Origin of the sequence: Cytobacillus firmus, from assembly GCF_023657595.1 — a bacterium.
Classification (GTDB): domain Bacteria; phylum Bacillota; class Bacilli; order Bacillales; family Cytobacillaceae; genus Cytobacillus; species Cytobacillus firmus_B.
Genome location: NZ_CP098323.1, coordinates 4,304,240 through 4,325,451, shown reverse-complemented (window position 1 = coordinate 4,325,451; position 21,212 = coordinate 4,304,240). Strand labels below are relative to the sequence as shown.

Annotated in this window: 20 protein-coding genes, 1 other RNA gene, 1 pseudogene and 1 riboswitch; of the genes and pseudogenes, 17 read left to right on the top strand and 5 right to left on the bottom strand. The window is 42.8% G+C overall.

Annotation, left to right across the window (positions count from 1 at the left end):
- Positions 1-16 precede the first annotated feature (16 nt).
- Positions 17-955 carry a nuclease-related domain-containing protein gene (locus tag NAF01_RS21875; RefSeq protein ID WP_250801121.1) on the bottom strand — a complete coding sequence of 313 codons (939 nt, stop codon included), beginning with the start codon at positions 953-955 and terminating at the stop codon, positions 17-19.
- Positions 956-1,156: 201 nt separating this feature from the next.
- Between NAF01_RS21875 and secG the strand changes: the two genes are divergently transcribed.
- The 11 genes from secG (at position 1,157) to NAF01_RS21820 (ending at position 9,460) form a co-directional block, all read left to right on the top strand.
- The gene (gene secG, locus NAF01_RS21870; protein WP_035329304.1) at positions 1,157-1,390 is read left to right on the top strand and encodes a preprotein translocase subunit SecG; all 234 of its coding nucleotides are present in this window, start codon (positions 1,157-1,159) and stop codon (positions 1,388-1,390) included.
- A 179-nt stretch (positions 1,391-1,569) separates the two neighbouring features.
- A complete protein-coding gene (locus tag NAF01_RS21865) occupies positions 1,570-2,316 on the top strand; it encodes an alpha/beta hydrolase (RefSeq protein ID WP_250801120.1) in 747 nt (248 codons plus the stop codon).
- Positions 2,317-2,352: 36 nt separating this feature from the next.
- Positions 2,353-4,677: a ribonuclease R gene (gene rnr, locus NAF01_RS21860; protein WP_197218491.1), complete on the top strand. Its 2,325-nt coding sequence runs from the start codon at positions 2,353-2,355 to the stop codon at positions 4,675-4,677.
- A gap of 149 nt (positions 4,678-4,826) precedes the next feature.
- Positions 4,827-5,294 carry an SsrA-binding protein SmpB gene (gene smpB, locus NAF01_RS21855; RefSeq protein ID WP_009331807.1) on the top strand — a complete coding sequence of 156 codons (468 nt, stop codon included), beginning with the start codon at positions 4,827-4,829 and terminating at the stop codon, positions 5,292-5,294.
- Between the two features lie 144 nt (positions 5,295-5,438).
- Positions 5,439-5,798: a transfer-messenger RNA gene (gene ssrA / locus NAF01_RS21850) on the top strand.
- Between the two features lie 236 nt (positions 5,799-6,034).
- Positions 6,035-6,661, top strand: coding sequence for a TetR/AcrR family transcriptional regulator (locus NAF01_RS21845; RefSeq protein ID WP_250801119.1), 627 nt, complete (start codon positions 6,035-6,037; stop codon positions 6,659-6,661).
- Positions 6,662-6,695: 34 nt separating this feature from the next.
- Positions 6,696-6,860 (top strand): anti-repressor SinI family protein, encoded by a 165-nt coding sequence (locus tag NAF01_RS21840; RefSeq protein WP_319003791.1) that lies wholly within the window; start codon positions 6,696-6,698, stop codon positions 6,858-6,860.
- Positions 6,861-6,898: 38 nt separating this feature from the next.
- A complete protein-coding gene (locus NAF01_RS21835; RefSeq protein WP_226618497.1) occupies positions 6,899-7,336 on the top strand; it encodes a hypothetical protein in 438 nt (145 codons plus the stop codon).
- Between the two features lie 59 nt (positions 7,337-7,395).
- Positions 7,396-7,456, top strand: a riboswitch (Fluoride riboswitch).
- A 60-nt stretch (positions 7,457-7,516) separates the two neighbouring features.
- Positions 7,517-7,894 (top strand): CrcB family protein, encoded by a 378-nt coding sequence (locus NAF01_RS21830; protein ID WP_197218503.1) that lies wholly within the window; start codon positions 7,517-7,519, stop codon positions 7,892-7,894.
- The gene (crcB, locus tag NAF01_RS21825) at positions 7,891-8,256 is read left to right on the top strand and encodes a fluoride efflux transporter CrcB (RefSeq protein ID WP_226618496.1); all 366 of its coding nucleotides are present in this window, start codon (positions 7,891-7,893) and stop codon (positions 8,254-8,256) included. The genes NAF01_RS21830 and crcB overlap by 4 nt, the downstream gene beginning before the upstream one ends.
- Positions 8,257-8,359: 103 nt before the next feature.
- Positions 8,360-9,460, top strand: a complete 1,101-nt coding sequence (locus NAF01_RS21820) for a mechanosensitive ion channel family protein (protein WP_197218507.1) — start codon at positions 8,360-8,362, stop codon at positions 9,458-9,460.
- 34 nt (positions 9,461-9,494) lie between these two features.
- Here NAF01_RS21820 and NAF01_RS21815 read toward each other — a convergent pair whose 3' ends face one another.
- On the bottom strand, positions 9,495-10,034 hold the full coding sequence (locus tag NAF01_RS21815; RefSeq protein ID WP_197247009.1) for a flavodoxin family protein: 540 nt from the start codon (positions 10,032-10,034) through the stop codon (positions 9,495-9,497).
- A 172-nt stretch (positions 10,035-10,206) separates the two neighbouring features.
- On the opposite strand from NAF01_RS21815, the gene NAF01_RS21810 reads away from it, so the two are divergent.
- The 5 genes from NAF01_RS21810 to NAF01_RS21790 all read left to right on the top strand — a co-directional run bounded on the left by NAF01_RS21810 (position 10,207) and on the right by NAF01_RS21790 (position 17,315).
- Positions 10,207-11,583 (top strand): alkaline phosphatase, encoded by a 1,377-nt coding sequence (locus tag NAF01_RS21810; protein WP_250801117.1) that lies wholly within the window; start codon positions 10,207-10,209, stop codon positions 11,581-11,583.
- Between the two features lie 66 nt (positions 11,584-11,649).
- Positions 11,650-12,282, top strand: coding sequence for a DUF4352 domain-containing protein (locus tag NAF01_RS21805; protein ID WP_250801116.1), 633 nt, complete (start codon positions 11,650-11,652; stop codon positions 12,280-12,282).
- 315 nt (positions 12,283-12,597) lie between these two features.
- The gene (locus NAF01_RS21800) at positions 12,598-13,515 is read left to right on the top strand and encodes a nuclease-related domain-containing protein (protein WP_250801115.1); all 918 of its coding nucleotides are present in this window, start codon (positions 12,598-12,600) and stop codon (positions 13,513-13,515) included.
- Positions 13,516-13,615: 100 nt separating this feature from the next.
- Positions 13,616-14,065, top strand: coding sequence for a MarR family winged helix-turn-helix transcriptional regulator (locus NAF01_RS21795; RefSeq protein ID WP_048008428.1), 450 nt, complete (start codon positions 13,616-13,618; stop codon positions 14,063-14,065).
- Between the two features lie 121 nt (positions 14,066-14,186).
- The gene (locus NAF01_RS21790; protein ID WP_250801114.1) at positions 14,187-17,315 is read left to right on the top strand and encodes an MMPL family transporter; all 3,129 of its coding nucleotides are present in this window, start codon (positions 14,187-14,189) and stop codon (positions 17,313-17,315) included.
- Between the two features lie 99 nt (positions 17,316-17,414).
- Here NAF01_RS21790 and NAF01_RS21785 read toward each other — a convergent pair whose 3' ends face one another.
- Positions 17,415-18,131, bottom strand: a complete 717-nt coding sequence (locus NAF01_RS21785) for a 3-ketoacyl-ACP reductase (protein ID WP_048008430.1) — start codon at positions 18,129-18,131, stop codon at positions 17,415-17,417.
- Between the two features lie 139 nt (positions 18,132-18,270).
- Between NAF01_RS21785 and NAF01_RS21780 the strand changes: the two are divergent.
- Positions 18,271-19,269, top strand: a pseudogene (locus tag NAF01_RS21780) (LLM class flavin-dependent oxidoreductase).
- Between the two features lie 208 nt (positions 19,270-19,477).
- On the opposite strand, the gene NAF01_RS21775 reads toward NAF01_RS21780, so the two are convergent.
- Together NAF01_RS21775 and liaG are read right to left on the bottom strand one after the other, a co-directional pair.
- Positions 19,478-20,167 carry a C39 family peptidase gene (locus tag NAF01_RS21775; protein WP_250801112.1) on the bottom strand — a complete coding sequence of 230 codons (690 nt, stop codon included), beginning with the start codon at positions 20,165-20,167 and terminating at the stop codon, positions 19,478-19,480.
- Positions 20,168-20,282: 115 nt separating this feature from the next.
- Positions 20,283-21,137: a LiaG family protein gene (liaG, locus tag NAF01_RS21770; protein WP_226618488.1), complete on the bottom strand. Its 855-nt coding sequence runs from the start codon at positions 21,135-21,137 to the stop codon at positions 20,283-20,285.
- Positions 21,138-21,212: the final 75 nt, after the last annotated feature.

Here is a 21,212-nt window from a genome sequence, read left to right as displayed (position 1 = left end):
ATTGGCCGGTAAATATTCATTTTCGGCCGGTAAAATGAAGTCCTTCAAAAAAATCGGCAGATAATTGGTAGCTTCTGTCCTTAAATGAACCTGAATAGGGAAGTTTCATTCCAGTAAGCAGCTTTTTTGCAATATTTGAGGAGGATAGATGGGTGAATTCCCGAAATTGCTGATTCGTTATGGAGGAACTGATTAAAAGGAGGTAATCATGGAGGGTTCTAATATGTGCTTCCTTATCAGCAGATTGGCAACTGCTGCATTTCCAGGTGCCCCGCACCCTTTTCATTGAAAATCTGCTGCATGCCGGACATTGAATCCCGGTAATAATCTCTTTTATATCTATGTCATAGTATTTCAGAACATTGTAATTAGCAGGAGTGTGTTCTTTAATAATAGCTCTGCTTAACTTTCTGATCTCTCTGTATGTTAATTTCTCTTCTGGATATTTCACTTTTAGCTTTTCTATCCTTTCTCTCAAATGGCTCGCATGCAGCACCTTTTCTAAGGCCATTTTGTGATAAGAGGAAGTCTTGATAACAGTAGACGGATTGCTGATTACAACAAGGTACTCAATGGGTGTGCGAATCTTTCTATCAGCCAACAATTTTGCAAGTTCCTTTTGCTGTCTTTCAGCTTGTATCAAGGGATCAAGAAACCCTCTTTCATTCTCATGCTTGCTCTGGATCAGCTGATTAAATGTGGGGTCAAAATAAATAGTACCGGAGATGTTCTTAATTTCGAGGATAATAAGGAAGTTTGAACATAGTAGTAGCACATCGATTTGATAGAAGCCGCCGTATCCGTTGGAAAGCCGAATATCCTTCAGAATCATGAACTCGGCTAAATCTTTTAAGAAATAATCTACGGCTTCTTCTCCACGAAAACCAGCCCTCCGCTTGATTAGATCATTTTCAATTAATGCTCTTTTCGAATGTGTTCCTGGCAGCCTTCTCAACAGTACCTCCATACTTCTTATAAAATCAGGAACCTTTCGTTCTTTTACTATCACAGGCATCAGTCCTTTCACAATATAAATTCTCTGAACAGCTATAAAAGTCCTTCCAGCTAACAGGTCCTGCCAAAATCTTATTGTGAATACCACCATAATGTGATAAATTAAGAATAATGTGATTGTACGTTTTCAGGAGGTGGCTTCATGCATACATTATTGATTACCCTTTTAGTCATTGTTTCGATTGGTCTTATTGTAGTTGTACTCCTTCAATCTGGTAAAAGCGCAGGTCTTTCCGGTGCCATTTCAGGAGGAGCAGAGCAGCTTTTTGGAAAGCAAAAAGCACGCGGTATTGATCTGGTTCTTCACCGCATCACGGTTGTTCTTTCTGTCTTGTTCTTTGTACTTACTGTTTTAGTTTCTTATTTTGCGATATAAATGAACGCAGCGCCTGGCCTTCAGAAGGTCAGGCTTTTATTTTTCTTCGGCTGTTTTCGCTTAAGAAAGCTTTTTATTGGCATGTTCCCCCGCTGTTTGCTAAAAATAAGGAATGCAGATTCAATCAAACGTTTGATTAATAAAATTATAGGAATCATAAGGTAAAAGGAGTTTTATCAATGAGAGTTGTTGCACCAAAACCGTTTACATTTGGAAATGGAAACAGAGCAGTCCTGCTGCTGCATGGGTTTACCGGAAATACAGCAGATGTCAGAATGATGGCAAGGTTTCTCGAAACAAAGGGCTACACCTGCCATGCGCCGCAATATAAAGGACATGGGGTTCCGCCCGAAGAGCTTGTTCATACAGGCCCGGAAGACTGGTGGAAAGATGTAATGGAAGGGTACGGATTTCTGAAAAATAAGGGACATAAAGAAATTGCAGTGGCCGGACTTTCACTTGGCGGCGTATTTTCCCTTAAATTGGGTTACACTGTACCTGTAAAGGGTATTGTCCCGATGTGCGCACCTATGTACATAAAAAGCGAAGAAGTCATGTATGAAGGAATTCTGAGCTACGCAAGAGAATATAAGAGACTTGAAGGAAAGACGGAAGACCAAATTGAGCAGGAAATGGAAGAGTTCCAAAAAACACCGATGAATACATTAAAGGCACTACAGGAGCTGATCGCGGATGTACGCAATCATGTGGATATGATTTACTCCCCGACATTTGTTGTACAGGCACGACATGACCATATGATCAACACGGACAGCGCTAACATCATTTTCAATGAAGTGGAGAATGACTTAAAGAAGCTCAAGTGGTACGAAGAATCCGGGCACGTCATTACTCTTGATAAAGAGCGTGACCAGCTGCATGAAGATGTATATGAGTTTTTAGAAAAGCTTGATTGGGAAGAATAATAACAAAAGAAAATCTCCCTGAGGAGGGATGAAGATATGGAAAATAATATACAACAGCTGATCGACAAGCTGCTTCATTATATGAAGGATGAAGCCTATAAGCCATTGACGGTCCAGGAGCTGGAAGCCGCATTTGGAATTGAGGATTCCACAGGCTTCAAAGATTTCGTTAAGGCGCTTGTTGTCATGGAGGAAAAAGGGCTTGTTGTCAGAACGAGAAGCAATCGCTATGGCCTGCCTGAAAAAATGAACCTGATCCGCGGGAAGCTTTCCGGCCATGCAAAGGGATTTGCCTTTGTCATTCCGGAAGAGCAGGGAATGGATGATATATTTATCCCGCCCAATGAAACAAATAATGCCTTAAATGGAGATATCGTTCTCGCGCGTGTGACGTCTGAGAGTTCCGGCCAGAGGCGGGAAGGCACGATTGTCCGCATCTTAGAGCGCGGTGTGACACAAATTGTTGGAACGTATACGGAAAGCAAGCACTTTGGATTTGTGATCCCGGATGATAAAAAGTTTGCCAGCGATATTTTTATCCCCAAAGCAGCATCAAAAGGTGCAGTTGAAGGGCATAAGGTCGTTGTAAAACTGACCACTTATCCAGAAGGCAGAAAGAGTGCAGAAGGAGAAGTTATTGACATACTTGGGCATAAAAACGACCCCGGTGTGGATATTCTCTCTGTTATTCACAAGCATGGCCTTCCGCTTGAGTTTCCTGATGAGGTGCTTAAGCAGGCTGAAGAAACGCCGGATACGATTGATCCAAGTGAGCTTGAAAACCGCCGTGATTTGAGAAATGAAGTTATTGTCACAATAGACGGTGCGGATGCAAAGGATCTTGATGATGCAGTAATGGTTAAAAAAATGGATAACGGCAATTACAAGCTTGGCGTTCATATTGCCGATGTCACATACTATGTCCGTGAGGATTCCCCGATTGACAGGGAAGCGGAAGAGCGGGCAACCTCTGTGTATTTAGTGGACCGGGTTATCCCGATGATCCCGCATCGCTTATCAAATGGCATTTGCTCATTGAATCCAAAAGTGGACCGGCTTACCCTTTCTTGTGAGATGGAAATCACATCGGATGGAGAAGTAGTGAATCACGAGATTTTCCAGAGTGTGATTAAAACAACGGAACGAATGACTTATTCAGATGTGAATAAGATTTTAGAAGAGCAGGACGAAGAACTTATCAACAGATACCAACCGCTTGTGCCGATGTTCGAACTGATGAAGGAGCTTTCTCTAATTCTCCGTAAAAAGAGAATGCATCGCGGAGCCATCGACTTTGATTTTAAAGAAGCGAAGGTCATTGTGGATGAAGAGGGCAACCCGACAGAAGTCGCATTGCGCGAACGCTCGATTGCAGAGCGCCTGATTGAAGAGTTTATGCTCGCAGCCAATGAAACTGTTGCTGAGCACTTCCATTGGATGGATGTACCGTTCATTTACCGTATCCATGAAGATCCGAAGGAAGATAAGCTTAGAAGATTCTTCGAGTTTATCACCAACTTTGGCTATATCGTAAAAGGAACAGCCAATTCCGTTCACCCGCGGGCCCTTCAGGAAATCATCGAAGAGGTTCAGGGAAAACCGGAAGAAATGGTTGTCAGCACAGTGATGCTGCGCTCTATGCAGCAGGCGAAATACTTTGAAGAGAGCCTTGGGCACTTCGGGTTATCAACAGAGTTTTACACACACTTCACATCACCGATCCGCCGTTACCCGGACTTAATTGTCCACAGACTTATCCGCACCTACTTAATTGAAGGCAAGCTGGATCAGGCGACAAGGGAAAAATGGAATGTACAGCTGCCTGATATTGCTGAGCACTCTTCCAATATGGAGCGCCGTGCAGTTGAAGCAGAACGCGAAACAGATGAACTGAAGAAAGCGGAATATATGGCTGACAAAATCGGCGAGGAATATGATGGGATCATCAGCTCTGTTACAAACTTTGGCATGTTTGTCGAGCTTCCAAACACGATTGAAGGACTTATCCATGTCAGCTATATGACAGACGATTATTACCGCTATGACGAGCGCCAGATGGCGATGATCGGGGAGCGTACAGGCAATGTCTACCGCATCGGCGACGAGATTACAGTCCGTGTCGTTAATGTAAACAAAGACGAACGCTCGATTGATTTTGAAATCGTCGGCATGAAGGGCACCCGCAGACGGGAAACTCGGGAAGCGCCAAAAGTGTTCAAGACTGGCAGCACCGAGAAAAAGCCGCGCAGAGGGAAGTCTGATCAGGGCAAAGGAAACAGTTCAGGCGGTCCAAGAAAGAAAAAAGAGAAAAAGCATTACGAAAATGCGCCAAAAGCAAAGCGGAAGAAAAAGAAGAGGTAAAAGCGGGAGGGCCTTAAAGGCTCTCTCTTTCCTTCCCGGCAAGGCTCCTCGTTGAGAGGGGCACGCAATTTTGCTATAATAGAGGAACCGCTAGAGAACGGATGCTGCATTTCCTGATAACAGGAAAGGGGAGCAAAGGGGGATTCAACATGCCAAAAGGAACTGGCAAAATGGTTGCGCAAAATAAAAAGGCCTATCATGACTATGCTATAGAAGAAACATATGAAGCGGGAATTGTTCTGCAGGGGACGGAGATTAAATCGATCCGAGCGGGCAAGGTGAATCTGAAGGACTCATATGCAAGAATTCAAAACAATGAAATCTATCTTTTCGGCATGCATGTCAGTCCTTATGAGCAGGGAAACCGTTACAATCACGATCCGCTAAGGACCAGAAAGCTTCTCCTGCACAGAAAAGAAATCAGCAAGCTGATTGGTGAGTCTAAGGAAGTCGGCTACTCGATCGTTCCATTAAAAATGTACCTCAAGAATGGTTATGCAAAAGTTTTAATTGGCCTGGCGAGGGGTAAAAAGAAATATGACAAGCGTGAGGATCTGAAGAAGAAAGAAGCCAAGCGTGAGGTTGAGCGTGCTTTCCGCGAAAGGCAGAAAATGTAAATCCAGAACCTTACAATTGAAAAATTTGTTCAGTGTGCTATAATAGTAATTGTCACAGCGAGTGACACAAACTTTAGCTCATCTATTTCGAGCTTATCCGAACGTCAGCGTGCTGAATAAGATTCGGCGCAGACCTATTATAATGGGGACGCTACGGATTCGACAGGGATAGTTCGAGCTTAGGTTGCGAGTCGAGGGGATCGGCCTCGTTAAAACGTCAAAGCCAATAACTGGCAAAACTCAAAACAACTTCGCTTTAGCTGCCTAATAGGCCTTTAGCGGTTCGCCCCTCCATCGCCCATGTGGTAGGGTAGCGGACTCACTCTTAGTGGGCTACGCCGGATTCCACCGCCTGAGGATGAAGGAAGAGAACAACCAGGCTAGCTGGCCGGACGCCCGTCGATAGGCATAAGGACCAGCGAATCGCGAATATATCGACTACACTCGTAGAAGCTTAAGTGCCGATATTTCTGGACGAGGGTTCGACTCCCTCCGTCTCCACCAAATACATATTTGGTGGTTTTTTATTGTCTTTTTTAACATTCTTCCTCAATTAATGTTTTCTATTTTCTTTTCAATTTTACTTCCGGTAACTTTCCATTTCCCATCCCACAGTGTAAAATAAGAATGTACGTTCCCTTTTTGAGTATAACATAACTTTTCCTGTTTATTAATAAAAAATTCAGATAATTGGTTGACTTTCCCAATAGTGGCAGTAGATAATACTTGTGAGTAATATAATGCAGACGGAGCTGTTATTTATGGGGCACAGAGGACGGAAAATAGGGGCCAGCGGGGAGCAGAGCCGCGCATTGCTTCTTGAAGTTGCCGCGGAGGAATTTGCGCAGAAAGGCTATTTTCATACAAAAATCAGCGATATTGTGAAAAGGGCAGGTTTGACACAGCCTTCTTTTTACCTTTACTTTGAAAGCAAAGATGCCATTTTCCAGGAGCTTACCGACCTGTTTCGCAGACGGATTTCTGAGCTTACTTCCAGGAGCCGCGTAGAAACAGGTGTTGATTTGTCATCATTGCCTGAACGAATAACCTCAGGTCTGACTGCTATCTTTTCATTTTTTAGGGAAAATAAGAATTTGACCCGCATCGGTTTTTTTATGGCTTCGGATGCCGACGAATTTAAGGAGATACTTGCTGGTCAAATTGAAGCCAACCTCTTGTCAGAACAGCAGGCAGGATACTTCAGGGAAGATGTTGATATGGGAATTGTCGCAGAGAGTCTGACAGGGATTATTGAACGCCTGACATTAACCAAATTATTTAAAGGGATAAAGACTCCAGAAGATTTAGCAAAAGAAATTGTCCATTTATTCCTTTATGGAATGATTAATAAAAGCAGCACTCAATGAAGACTTCTGAGGGGAACAGAATCTTTACGGGAGAGTGGAAAAAGGAATGGAAACCTGTGAGGGGAAAATTGATAAAGAATGGGTAGAGCTCATATTGACAGCCAAACAGCTGGGGTTAACAATTGAGGAAATACAGGACTTTATTAAACAATCCAAAAGTGAGTCTAATAAAGGCAGGATTCACGAAAATCATAAATAGCTTGATTATCCTCAGATCAATAGGAAGGATAGGAACAAATGAGGAAACATTGGATACGGGGCACTTTTACGGGACTGCTGTCTGGAACTTTTCTGGGTTTATTTCTGAAAATAATTGAGATATTCACAGGTATAAAAGTGTACACATTGCTATTAAATGTGGATTACTTTCCGATTTTAAAAAACTATCATTTTCCCGAATTAGTCGAATTTGGATTTCATCTGATCATTTCAGTTATAGTGGCAATCAGCTTATTATTAATAATAAAAAAATACTGCTGGAACAGGACCCAAATCATCGTCCGTACATTATTCATCACCTTTTCCATAGGATTTCTGCTTTATCCGACGACTGGATTATCTGATCGAACCCCTGAACTTACATCTTTACCTGCCCTATTTTTCTGGCTTCTAGGCCATCTGTTATATGGTCTGCTGCTTTCTACGCTGTTTATAAAAAAGGGGAATTCTTACTGAATTAGGGATAAAGGTCTTTTAATCCTTGTTAATATGTTTTATAGTGTTAGTAAAGATTTGTCTTATTAGGTGATGGAGTTCACCTTTAACCGCCTTTTGGCTAATGACTCCTGTCAGTTATGTGGTAACTGGCAGGAGTCTTTTTGTTTTGGGTAAACTAAGTGAAATGGAGGGTTCTGGATGGTTTATATACTGGTTGGCGCAGCGGGGTTTTTAGGTGCCGCATTACGTTACAGCATGGGTGTTTTTCTTTTTCAGGAAAGTGCAGTTTTTCCTTTCGCCACTTTGACGGTTAATCTTCTGGGAAGTTTTCTCCTGGCTTGGCTGACGACGGGCCTGATGGTTCGTTTTTCTTTGCCGGCTCATATAAAAACAGCACTCGGAACTGGTTTTGTGGGATCCTTTACCACTTTTTCAACTTTAAGCGTTGAAACGGCAGCACTCTTTCTCGATGGAAAAACAGCTTTGGCCGTTTTGTATATCGCAGCCAGCATTTTTGGCGGATTATGGATGAGCCGATTGGGGTTTCAGGTCAGGAAAGGAGAAGACGCCGGATGAGTACGTTATTTGTATTAATGGTGGGGATAGGCGGTTTCTTTGGAGCGATTTCCCGGCTTTGGGTCAGTCAGTTCGTTAGTAAAAGGTTTGTGTCGGGTTTCCCTGCTGCCACGCTTGTTATTAACTTAATTGGTTCACTTTTTCTTGGAATCATGGTGGGCTCAGGAATAGAAGGCAGCCTTTTTATGCTGCTTGGCACAGGATTTATGGGGGCATTCACCACTTTTTCTACATTTAAGCTGGAAGCCATACAGCTCCACATGGATAAAAGGAAAAAGGAGTTTATTCTTTATAATGTATTGAGCTATGGAGGCGGTATTCTATTTGCTTTTCTGGGTATTGAACTGGGAGTGCTACTCTGATGAAGAAAGGTTTTTTCCAATACGTATTTTAGGGAATTTCGTATGATAACCTGTCTTGCAGAATTATGTTATGATAACAAATAGCATCAAGGAGGTTAATCATATGTTCTGGGAAACTTACATGAAAGAAGATATATTAGTGGACTTGGGAATATCGATTGGAATTTTCCTGCTGTTTCTCTTTTTCCGGAAGCTTTTTGCCAAATATGTATTTACACTATTATTAAGGCTTAGCAGAAAAGCCCCAAATGACTTTTTTTCTCACGTATTTGTTTCATTTCAAAAGCCGATTCAGTGTTTGTTCATTATTATAGGAATCTATTTTTCTGTTGGTTATTTTCCTTATCTGAATCAGCATAATTCACTGTTCCTGGATATTATTAGAGCGTCTGTTATCATCATGCTCACATGGGGCTTGTACAATATGGCATCGGCATCTTCAGCCCTTTTCACAAGCCTAAAGGTTAAGTACGATCTGGAAATTGATGATATTCTCATTCCTTTCATTTCTAAGGCATTGAGATTCGTGCTTGTGGCAATTAGCATCAGCATTGTTGCTCAAGAATTTAACTATGATGTGAACGGTTTTGTGGCGGGACTCGGGTTAGGCGGAGTTGCCATTGCTTTTGCCGCTAAGGACGTACTGGGCAATTTGTTAGGCGGCTTCGTCATTATTACAGAAAAGCCGTTCACGATTGGTGATTGGATAATGACGCCAAGTGTCGAGGGAACCGTAGAAGATATTTCTTTCCGAAGCACGAGAGTAAGAACATTCGCCCAGGCGCTTGTTACTGTTCCTAATGCAACTTTAGCAAATGAATCCATTACCAACTGGAGCAAGATGGGAAAAAGACAGATCAGCTTTAGACTGCGTGTTACCCATGATACGACTAAAGATCAAATGGCGAATGTGGTAGGGCAGATCGAGTATCTGTTAAAAAATCATCCGGATATACATCCGGAAACCATTCTTGTTACCTTTGACGACTACAAAGAAAATGGGCTCGATATCTTCCTTTATTTCTTCACTAAAACAACAAACTGGGGAGAATTCCTTAAAATAAAGGAAGAAATCAATTTTGAGATCATGGACATCCTTGAAAATGAGCGTGTTTATGTTGCTATGCCTAGCAGGAAGCTATACTTAGATCCTGAAGGCGAAAATCAGCTGAAAAAAGATTCCAGGGTGAGACAGGAGTCGTAGTATATAAAAAGGCGGAACCTGGAGTCCGCCTTTTTTATTTTGAGAATATTTTATTCCATTGTTCGGCCTTAGCTAATGCAAAAGAATCTTCTTTCACTTCTTCCGGCTTTACTCCGCTCCCAATGATATAGTCCGCAAATTCCATCCCGACAAAATCAAAAATGTATTGAAATTGCTGAACAAGAGGGAGTCCTTTTACTTTCGCGCTGCTGCCTCCGGTAATGACAACGTAAGCTTTCTTCTTTGCCAGCTCTTCTTTCAGATTAAAGCGTTCATCCCTTAGGTACTGTGACCAGCGATCAAAGAAATCCTTCATCGGACCGCTCATGCCATACCAGTATAAAGGGGTGGCGAATACGAAAACATCATGTGTCAGCATCTGATGCACTAACTCTTCATAGTCGTCATCGACCGGCGTAAAGCCGCCATCCGCATGCCTCTGATCCACAATCGGTTTGATATTCAGGTCTGCTAGTTTTACCAGGGTGTGATCAGTCCCTTCCACAATCTTATTTGCCAAATACTCCGAGTTCCCGTTTTCTCTTGTACTGCCCAGCAAAGCTAATACTTTCATTGAATTCTCTCCTTCGACTATCGTCTTTGTATGAATTTTACATAAAAATATTGGGGGAAGCAAAAAAAGCATCTTTACATAAGTGTTAGTTCATTTTTACATTCTATTAATCTCTCATTTACATTAGGGTTCTATACTACTGCGTGTAAGATAATAAAGGGAGGTTAATAGAATGAAATTCAAGAAATTCACAAAAAGAACACTTCCAATCCTTGCTGCTTCTGCAGTTGCGTTTGGCGGACTAATGGGTTCAGTACAGCAAACAGAAGCAAAGAGCAAATCAGATGATAGAAAGATCAAAAATGTTATTTTCCTTATCGGCGACGGAATGGGCGTATCCTACACGTCTGCATACCGATATTTAAAAGACGATCCCGGCACAAAATTTGTTGAACGTACTGAGTTAGATAAATATTTGGTCGGCCAGCAAATGACTTATCCGGAAGATCCCGAACAAAATGTTACAGACTCTGCATCGGCAGCCACAGCCATGTCTGCAGGAATAAAAACATATAACAATGCAATTGCTGTTGATAATGACGGTTCTGAGGTAAAAACAGTTTTGGAAGCAGCGAAAGAGCAAGGAAAAGCGACTGGTCTTGTAGCTACATCAGAAATTACTCATGCCACTCCTGCCTCATTCGGGTCGCATGACGAAAGCCGGCAGAATATGAATGCCATTGCCGATGATTATTATGATGAGCTTATCAATGGCAAGCACAAAGTAGATGTTCTTCTTGGCGGGGGAACTGATTTACTTGTCCGCAAAGACAGAAACATCGCGGAGGAATTCAAGAAAGACGGATACAGCTATGTACCAAACCGCACAGAATTATTGGCGGATAAAAATGAACAAGTCCTTGGTCTGTTTGCAGAACGCGGCATGCCCAAAATGATTGACCGCACAGAAGACACACCTTCACTGAAGGATATGACTGCTTCTGCAATCGAGCGTTTGAACAAAGATAAAGACGGCTTCTTCCTGATGGTAGAAGGAAGTCAGGTAGACTGGGCTGGCCATGATAATGACATCGTTAGCGCAATGAGTGAAATGGAAGACTTCGAGAAAGCATTCAAAGCAGCGATCGAGTTTGCGAAGAAGGACAAGCACACCCTTGTGGTGGCAACTGCTGACCATTCAACTGGCGGCTATTCCATCGGTTCAGATGGCAACTATAACTGGTTCAGCGAGCCAATTAAAGCAGCGAAGCGGACACCAGATTTCATGGCTCAGGAAATTGCCAATGGAGCCGGTGTGGAAGAAACGCTAAAGGAATATATTGATCTTGATTTAAAAGAAGCAGAAATTCAATCTGTTAAAAAAGCTGCTGAAACAAAAAAGGCAGCTGACATCGATAATGCCATTGAAGAAATTTTCAACCAGCGCTCCCATACGGGCTGGACAACAGGCGGCCATACAGGTGAAGATGTGCCTGTGTATGCATTTGGCCCAGCCAGCGACCGATTTGCAGGGCAAATAGAGAATACTGACCAGGCTAAACTGATCTTTGAGATATTAAAGTCTAAAGTAAAGATTGAAGATAAATAAATGTTTATCTCCCGCTGCTTTCGGATGCAGCGGGAACTTTTTTACAATAACTGAAGGGGGATCATCATGATAAAAATAATCACAGTGATTACGCTCTTATCCACTGTCCTGTTCGGCTGCTCAAGTGCCCCGGAACAGCCTGCAGAGGTTAAAGCAGAAGTTCCGGCGGAAAACGAACCGGTGAAAAATTATGCCCCAAACCCTCAAGTTCCGGACGATCGGCAGCTGTGGAAAGAAGGGAAGACTCACATAGATGAAAAAGGTGAAATCACTTTAAAAAAAGCAAAAACTGTGGACGGAAACTATAAGATTGGCCCAATCGAAATGAAAATAACTGATGCCAAAGTGATGCATCTGAAGCCTGACTACAGTCTGGTTGACTATTTTCACACCTTGACCCATGACGAGGAATTCGACTTTGTTAAGGTTTTTGTAGAAATAAAGAACAACTCTGATCAAAAAGTGAATTTTGCCCCGGCAGCCTTCCTTGAAACAAGCGAAGGTGAGCAAATAACCTGGGAAAAAGATATGTATCTTGATGGGCTTAACGAAGAAATTGGGCCTAACGAAACCAAAGCCGGCAATGTTGGCTTTATCATTGAAAAATCGGAACTGAATAGTATTGAAATAACCACTAGCGACGTGTTTAGTGGTGAGAACAAGATTGAAGATGCAGAAAAGATTAAAATCGAATTTTAAGGGACAAGGCTCCAGAGATGGGGTCTTTTTGGCTGCCGCTGGCATGGAGAATGTAATTGTTGTTGGTTTTGATGCCGCAGTCCTCAGAATTGGGGGCTGTTTTTAGTTTCGCTCATAAAACCTCCGATTTCGCTGATATTATCTTTTTTTCGCCGATATTGTTAAAATTTTGCTGATAAATTCAAACCTAATCTTTCAAATGGAAGGAAATCATGCCGAAGAGTCGAATTCTTTCTGTAAAATAAATAGAGGAGTGATAAATTGATTGCAAAACCCAGGACAAAACCAATTACTTTGCTAAAATTGGAGGCATTATTGAAAAGATTGCCGGAAGTTCATCCAAAATACTCTTTGATAAAATCAGATTATGCCAAACAGAAGGCAGGATATTTAGGTGAAAAATTCCTTGAATATCCTTTAAGCTGCCTCCCCGGCAAGGATTATTTAATATTCAATGATTTAAGGCTTTTGAATGGCAAGCATTTCTTTCAAATCGATGTCCTCCTCCTAACCCCTTTTTTTATATCCATTCTCGAAGTGAAAAATATATCAGGTTCTATCTTCTTCAATTCCTTATTTAAACAAATAATCCGTACCATTGAAGGCAAGGAGGAAGGCTTTGCCGACCCGGTGGCACAGGTGAAACGGCAGACAGAGCATTTAAGGGATTGGCTGGAACGGTATGGTTTCCCCGCACTTCCGATAGTACCCCTGGTTGTTATCGCAAATGAACGCACCGTAATCAAATTTGATCCCCGCGATAAAATAACCCCTAATTTTGTAATCCCCTCTTCGGATATCATCAGCAACATGAGATTCTATGATAAAAAGTTCACATCCCCTTTCCTAACCCCGAGACAGGTCAAGAAATTATATTCCCGTCTGATAGCTGACCATACTCCAGTAGAAATGGATATTTTTCAAAGATATGCACTACAGAAAACTGATTTGATAAAGGGTGTCCAATGTCCAGGCTGTTTATCGTTTCCTATGAACAGGGTTCACGGTAACTGGAAGTGTTTAAGATGCAGCCATGTTTCTCAGGATGCACATAATCAAGCATTAAAGGATTATGCTCTGCTGATTAAAACCTCTATAACCAATAAAGAAGCCAGAGATTTTTTAGGCAGCATATCCAGTGATACGGCAAAGCGGATTCTTCAGCAAACTTGCAAAGTAAGTGAAGGAAATAAGAAAGGTAAACTTTATTTTATTCCTGTTGATAAAGTTTAATTGACAACAATCCTTCCCTATATTAAAGTTAACTACGTTAATAGTTAAACAGTTGAACAGTTAAATGATAGAATAATCACACTGTGAGGTGAATATATAAGTGAGTGTGCCAGACATTAAGGATTTGGTCGACCGGTATATTGCCGTTTCTTTTTCTGTTGAGAAAAAGGCTGCGTCACTTGTAAAAAATCAGATTGGCAGCGATCTGACCAATGATCAGCATTTTACTCTGAGGTACATAAATCAGGCAGGCTCTTGTACTTCGTCAGAGCTTGCGGAAGTGTTTGATGTAAAAAAGAGTGCGATCACAGCCATGATTACGCGCATGTGGGAAAAGGGTCTGATTCAGCGGACACGTGATGAAAATGATCGCAGGGTAGTCTATCTGACACTTACGGAAAAAGGGAATGAGCTGTACGTCAAAGCAGAAGAAAAGATTCATAATCTTGTAGAGTCACTGATAAACAGATTTGATCAGGCTGAAATTCAGCAGTTCATTGAAACCTTTGAGAAATTGGATAAAGTATTATCGCAGTCTAACGGTCAGTAAGACTGCCGCCTCTAGACTCCTGGCAATCGAAGAATATGGCGGAAGACTAACAATCTGCGGGGGAAAAGTACCCCCTGATTGAGGTTTCACTTTATCAGAAAACAAAGCGGGGGATTAAAAAGTGTATTCAATTATTAAAAGAAAATGGCTCGTCATTGCCGTCTGGATCGCAGTGGCTGCCGGCTTATTTATGGCAGCGCCAAACATGGCTGATCTTGTCCGTGATAAAGGGCAGATTACTGTTCCTGAAGAGTATTCATCCACACTTGCCGGGGATATCATGCAACAAGTGCAGAAACAGGAAGGCGGCGGGGATGAGACCCAGGTCGCACTTGTTTTTCATAATGATAAAAAGCTTACAGGAGAAGAAATCAAAGAAGCGGAGAAAGCTATCCGGACGCTTGAAGACAAAAGTTCAGAAATGGGAATTACTGAAATTCTTACACATTTTAATGAAGAAAGCTTAAAAGAACAGCTTGTTTCAGAGGATGGCAAGTCGATTCTTGCTTCTGTCAATGTAATCTGGAACGATCGTGAGCCAGCAGAGCTAAGTGAAGAGCTTTATTCAGCTATTGATGATGCTGAGGTAGATCATTATTATACGAGTGAATGGCTGATCAATGAAGATCTCATGAACAGTTCGCAGGAAGGACTGAAAAAGACGGAAGGGATCACAGTCGTCTTTATTCTGGTCGTTTTGCTGCTGGTATTCCGATCAGTGGTTGCGCCAATTATTCCGCTCCTGACAGTGGGATTCACTTATCTTGCTTCACAATCCATTGTGGCATTTTTAGTAGATAAGCTGGATTTTCCGATTTCAAACTATACCCAAATTTTCCTTGTAGCGATTCTGTTTGGGATTGGAACAGACTATTGTATCCTGCTGCTTAGCCGTTTTAAAGAAGAGCTTTCCTATAATGAAAGCACAGCGGACGCCATTGTGGCAACATACCGCAATGCGGGGCGCACAGTATTTTTCAGCGGCCTGGCTGTTATGATTGGCTTTGCTGCAATTGGCTTCTCGCAGTTTATTCTTTACCAGTCAGCAGCAGCTGTGGCCATTGGTGTAGCGATCCTCTTAATTGCTTTATTTACGATTGTGCCATTCTTTATGGCGGTGCTGGGACAGAAAATTTTCTGGCCTTCGAAAAAGAGTGCCGAGCATGGTGAAAGCAAGCTATGGGGTACGGCCGGCCGATTCTCGCTGGCGCGTCCATTCCTGGCATTGCTTATCGTGGCAGCTGTTTGTGTGCCATTCCTGGTGACGTATGACGGAGACCTTTCCTACAACTCCCTTGAGGAAATCGGCGGGGATGTTAATTCCATTAAGGCGTTTAATGCCATAGCTGACAGCTTTGGACCGGGAGAATCCATGCCGACGCAGATCGTCTTGAAAAACGATGAGGAAATGGATTCAGCAGAATATGTAGGCCTGGCTGAAAAAATTAGCCGGGAGGTTGAAAAAGTAGATCTGGTGGATACAGTCCGTTCTGTTACAAGACCAACTGGAGAGCCGATCGAAGACTTCTTTGTTGCCAAACAAGCTGAAACGCTTGAAGAAGGGCTTGGGGAAGGAAAAGATGGACTGAACAAAATTTCAGATGGCTTGAATGAAGCAAGCAGCGAACTGTCCAAATCAGAACCTGAGCTGCAGAATGCCACAAAAGGAATCAATGACTTGATTTCCGGCACTAATGAAATCAAGTCGGGTCTTGGTGAAATTCAGACAAACCTGGCAAAAATCGAAGATGGTATTCGTCAGGGATCTGCAGGTTCAGATCAAATTAAAGAGGGACTGGAAAAATCCAAGGCCGGTGCCGAAGAGCTTCTCGCTGGATATCAGCAGCTGCTAGTTGGGTATCAGTCAGGAGAAGAGGCCATTCCTTCCTTAATGGCGGGCTATAAAGAAATCCAGACGAACTTAAATCAGTTGTCGGATGGCATCAGACAGGCAAATGAAGCACTGTTTGGCTATGTTGAAACCAAGGACCCTGAGTTGGCCCAAGACCCGCAATACCAAGCAATTAAAGGTCAAGTAGCTGGCCTTCAGCAGCAGCTTCCAAAAGTTTCAGAAGGTATCAATGCTGCTAATAGGGGGTTAACACAGCTGCAAAACGGCTTGGCGGAGGCAAATAAAAACTTCGGAACCGCCATATCCGGCCAAAAGGAATTAACTTCAGGGCTCCAGCAGCTTATTAAAGGAATCGAAGCCCAGCAGGCAGGACTCAATCAGCTTGCAGACGGTCAGGGACAAATCGTTAATAATTTTCCAAAGCTGACAAATGGTTTAGCCGGAATCAATGGAGGGCAGGAACAGCTTCTTGCCGGATTTGGCGATCTTGGCGGACAAATCAGTCAGCTGACAGATGGCCTTGGCCAGAGTGCAGATGGGCTTGAGCAGGTATCTGAAGGACTCGGTTCTGCACAGGACTACCTGGCAGGTCTTTCAAACTCGGATAATATGGATGGTTTCTATCTGCCGCCTGAGGTTTTGGAGGATGAAGAATTTGCCCAGGTGTTTGATGTCTATTTGTCTGAGGACCGTAAAGTTATGACAATGGATGTTGTGCTTGAAGCAAATCCTTATTCTAATGAAGCCATTAACCAGGTAGATGAAATTAAGGAAGCTGTGGAAAGAGCGACACAGGGGACTAAGCTTGAAAATGCGGTTGTCGCAGTAGGCGGGATTACAAGTACCAATGCTGATTTAAGCACAATGTCTGATCAGGATTATTCCCGTACAGTCGTATTGATGCTGCTTGGCATTTCCATCATCCTTGTGTTCCTTTTCAGGTCTATCATCATGCCAATCTATTTAATTGGTTCATTGATTCTGACCTACTATACAAGTATGGCAATGAACGAAGCGATTTTTGTAAATCTGCTTGGATATACAGGCATCAGCTGGGCAGTTCCATTCTTTGCTTTCGTTATTCTCGTTGCACTTGGCGTCGACTACAGCATTTTCTTAATGGACCGCTTTAATGAATATCGTGACCTTTCAATCGCAGATGCAATGCTGTTATCCATGAAAAAGATGGGCACTGTTATTATTTCAGCTGCTGTAATCCTAGGCGGAACATTCGCGGCCATGATGCCGTCCGGAATGCTGTCGCTATTGCAGATCGCGTCCATCGTTCTGATCGGATTAATGCTTTACGCACTGGTCGTGCTTCCGCTATTTATACCGGTCATGGTCAAAAACTTCGGCCAGGCAAACTGGTGGCCGTTTAAAAGAAGTGCAAATTAATTAAGTTGAGACTGCCTTTATGGCAGTCTTTTTTTGATGGTTAAATTTAAGCAGAAGCATAAAGCCCCAATTATCAGCATTGGGGCTTTCAGCTAAATCTTATGGATTTGTCGACCACATGCCGGCTGTTTTAACAAACACCCGAGGGTTCAATTTCAGCTGTGCGACCATGAATTCTGCCAGATCTTCCGGCTGCATGACTTTTTCAGGGTTGCCGTCTGTCAGGTTTGTTTCAATCGCAAGGTCAGTGGCAACCGTGCTTGGCGTTAACGCGCTAACTCGGATATTGTGTTTTCTAACCTCAAGCATCAGGGACTCTGTTAAGCCTAAAACGGCAAATTTGGATGCGCTGTATGCACTGGTGACAGGCGCACCTTTCTGGCCTGCTGTGGATGCAATGTTGATAATGTCTCCGGACTTCTGTTCAATCATTTCAGGGAGAACGGCTCTTGTAACATTATAAACACCCATTAAGTTGACTTTGATGATGCTTTCCCACTCAGCGGGAGAAAGCTCCAGAAATCCTCCAAACTTGGCGATTCCGGCATTGTTAATCAGGATATCCACAGAGCCAAGGTCTGACTTAATATGCTCGACTGCATGAGTAACAGCTTCAAGGTCGGCAACATCGGCTGCAGCAGCAGATACATTCACATCGTACTGGCTAAGTTCATCCGCCATTTTTTCCAGATTTTCAATCGTGCGGCCAAGCAAACCAATATGGACGCCTTCTTTTGCGAGCGCTATGGCTGCTGCACGGCCGATTCCTCTGCCTGCTCCCGTGATGAGAGCTGTTTTGCCTTTTAATGTATGCATTGTTTTTCCTCCTCTAAAAAATCATTCATATACTACCAGAAAGGAGGTGAATTTCCTAATAAACCGCTTGCGCAGGTGGCACGTTTGAGGAAGCTGCAGGCATTATGATAAGATCACTGCAATGAAAGGGGGAGATCTAGTGAAGCTCAGTGTATTGGATCAATCAGTCGTGGCGAAAGGGGATACTGCCGCTGAAACTTTTCGTAAAACAGTCAATCTAGCTCAAATGGCAGAACAGCTTGGCTACACTCGTTTTTGGGTGGCTGAGCATCATAATTCGAATGGAATGGCTGGCTCCTCACCGGAAATTCTTATCTCACATATTGCATCAAGCACGAGTAAAATCAGGGTTGGTTCGGGCGGAGTTCTTTTGCCGCAATACAGTCCTTATAAAATTGCCGAAAACTTTAATGTTCTCCAGACATTATTTCCAGGAAGAATCGATTTGGGCGTTGGGAGGTCCCCCGGAGGATCCGCATCCACCCGGCTTGCCCTGACAGATGGCGTAAGGAAAAGTTTGAATGAATTTCCGAGACAGCTTAGGGATTTGCAGGGGTTTTTGAACAAGGAGCTTCCATAAGGACATCCTTATCAGCAAGTCAAAGCTTTTCCGGAGGCTGAAGACCCTGCACTATTGTGGCTTCTTGGAATCACACATCGCGGAGCAAGGCTGGCTGCGGAAGTGGGAGCTTCTTTTACGTATGGGCACTTTATCAATCCTGCCAATGGAAAGAGAGCAATGGATACATATTTCAGTCAATTCCAGCCTTCAGCAGCTTTGGCTGAACCGAAAGCAAATGTGTGTATTTTTATTGTATGCGCTGAGACACAGGAAGAGGCTGAAAAGCTGGCATTGAGCCAGGATATGTGGCTTCTGGCAGTTGAAAAAGGGAGAGATACGAGATTAATCCCAAGCACAGAATCTGAAAGTATCCAGCTCACACATGCGGAAAAGAAGAAAATAGCTGAAAACCGCAAAAGAATGCTGGTTGGTACTCCTCGAAAAATAAAAGAGGAATTGCAGCTGCTCAGCGAAATCTACGCAACAGATGAGTTTATGATCATCACCAATATTCATGATTTTCAGGGCAAGCTGAATTCATACACATTGCTGGCTGAAGCTTTCGGATTAAGTTGAGAATTTGTAATCCACAAATTGACTTACCGCTGTTTCAAAATGTGAATAACTAATTCATTGATTTTTTGAATTTTTCAGAAGTATCCACAATTAGAGTTGTTTTTTGCCCGTTTCATCCACACAGCGTGGATAATTCATGGAGGCAATAGAGTTATCCACATAGGCGATCATGTTTGAGACAAAAAGTTATCCCCAACATTCGCCTCTTTTATTTATCCACATAAGTGATTGCCTGTCTTCCCATCTGTTCCCATCCGGCAATGAACTTGTCCCTTTGGTATTGGGTGTTTTTCTCCTTAAGCGGGTCATTTGCATAGATATGATCTTCATCATAGCCTGTGACTAATACAGCATGCATTCTATAAGTTATTTTGACAGGGCCATCTTTTGTTTCCCAGGTTTCCCATTCCGATTCAGGCAATACGTCGTAAGTGCTGGTGATGATCACCCAGACTGGTCTGCCATCATCAAGCTGTTTAATTACTTTATCACCGCTGCCTGTCAGGTCTTCAATTTTACCGGGCATATAGCCTTCAGCCAGTTCTGCAGCAGGCTCATGGTATACGCCGAGTCCCGGTTCATCCAATGTTTGCATATTGCCAACAAAGCCTTTATGAATATTTCCCCGATAGCCATCTTTTTCGAAAGGAACACGGTTTATTTTGTCCGCTAATTCCATTTTGTCTGTCTCTTTTCCAGCATGATTCAGGAGCATACTGAGACTGGTTACCTCACATCCTCTTTCAAGCTCAGGCATTTGCGAATAATGAGGGGCATCAATTAATACTTTTCCGTCTCTTTGTTCTGAGGATTCGGTTTCACTGTGCTGGCCGGTAATCCAGGATGGTGAAGAACAGCCTGCCAGCAGGATGAATGTGAGTAAAATAGCTCTCTTCAAGATTCACACTCCTTTATGAAATTTCGCTTGTCAAAATAATTGGTATAAGCCTATTTCCCTATAGTGTGGAGCCTTAATCCTCATTCTGCATCAAAAAAAGCCCGGTTTCCCGGACTTAATTAACTTCGGCTTTCCCGCTGGATACAGAGATGCGGATATCATGTTGTCCTGATCCATGTTTGCCGGAAATATCATTTTTATCGCGCTTTTCATCATCCAATTTAAAATCGCTGCTGATATGGCCGCTGCTTGCTTTGCCTTTTAAGGTGAAGTCTGCATCATCAGGCAAGTCAAGGCGGACAAAGCCTGAACTGGCTTCAACCTTAATAGAGTCAATCAGTTTTCCGATCATTATATCGAGCTGTCCAGATGAGACCCCGGCATCAAGCTTGCCCTGGTAGTTGCGCAGCTTCACTTTGCCTGAACTCATATCTATTTCGCCTGAACGGGCAAATAAGTGATCTGCATCCATCATTCCCGAGGAGCCTTCATGTTCAAATTCATTCGTCTTAATATTGGCCAGGCTGACTTTTCCCGAGCTCATATTAACATCCAGGCTCTCAAGCTCGAAAGGCTTGCTCTCAGATTCACCGGCGAAATTCAAACGGCCGGAACCGATGTCAATGGACATGGATTTATTGAAATCTTCAGGAATGTAAATTTTCAGATTGCTTTTGCTGTTGAAAAACTGAAAGCCGTCCAGCCACTTTCTTTTATACTCTACACGAATTTCGTTTCCAGACTTATTTACGGTCACTTTGCCTTTACCGTCAAGCTCCGCTCTAACATCATTTCTCTTTTCAGGAATAATGACTGTATCTGAGCTTGATACATCTATACTGATAGTATTTGTCCTCTTGCTGAGAGAAGCTTCATTATTGCTTCCTCCAAAGCTGAGCCAGCTGCCCACGCCGGTAAAGAGCAAATAGGAACAGACTAAAATGATAAAAATGGTGAAGATCCTTTTCACTATGAACCCCTGCTTTCCCTCAATAATTTCTTAATTATATTTTATGCTAATCTCAATTCATGCACATTGAGCCCC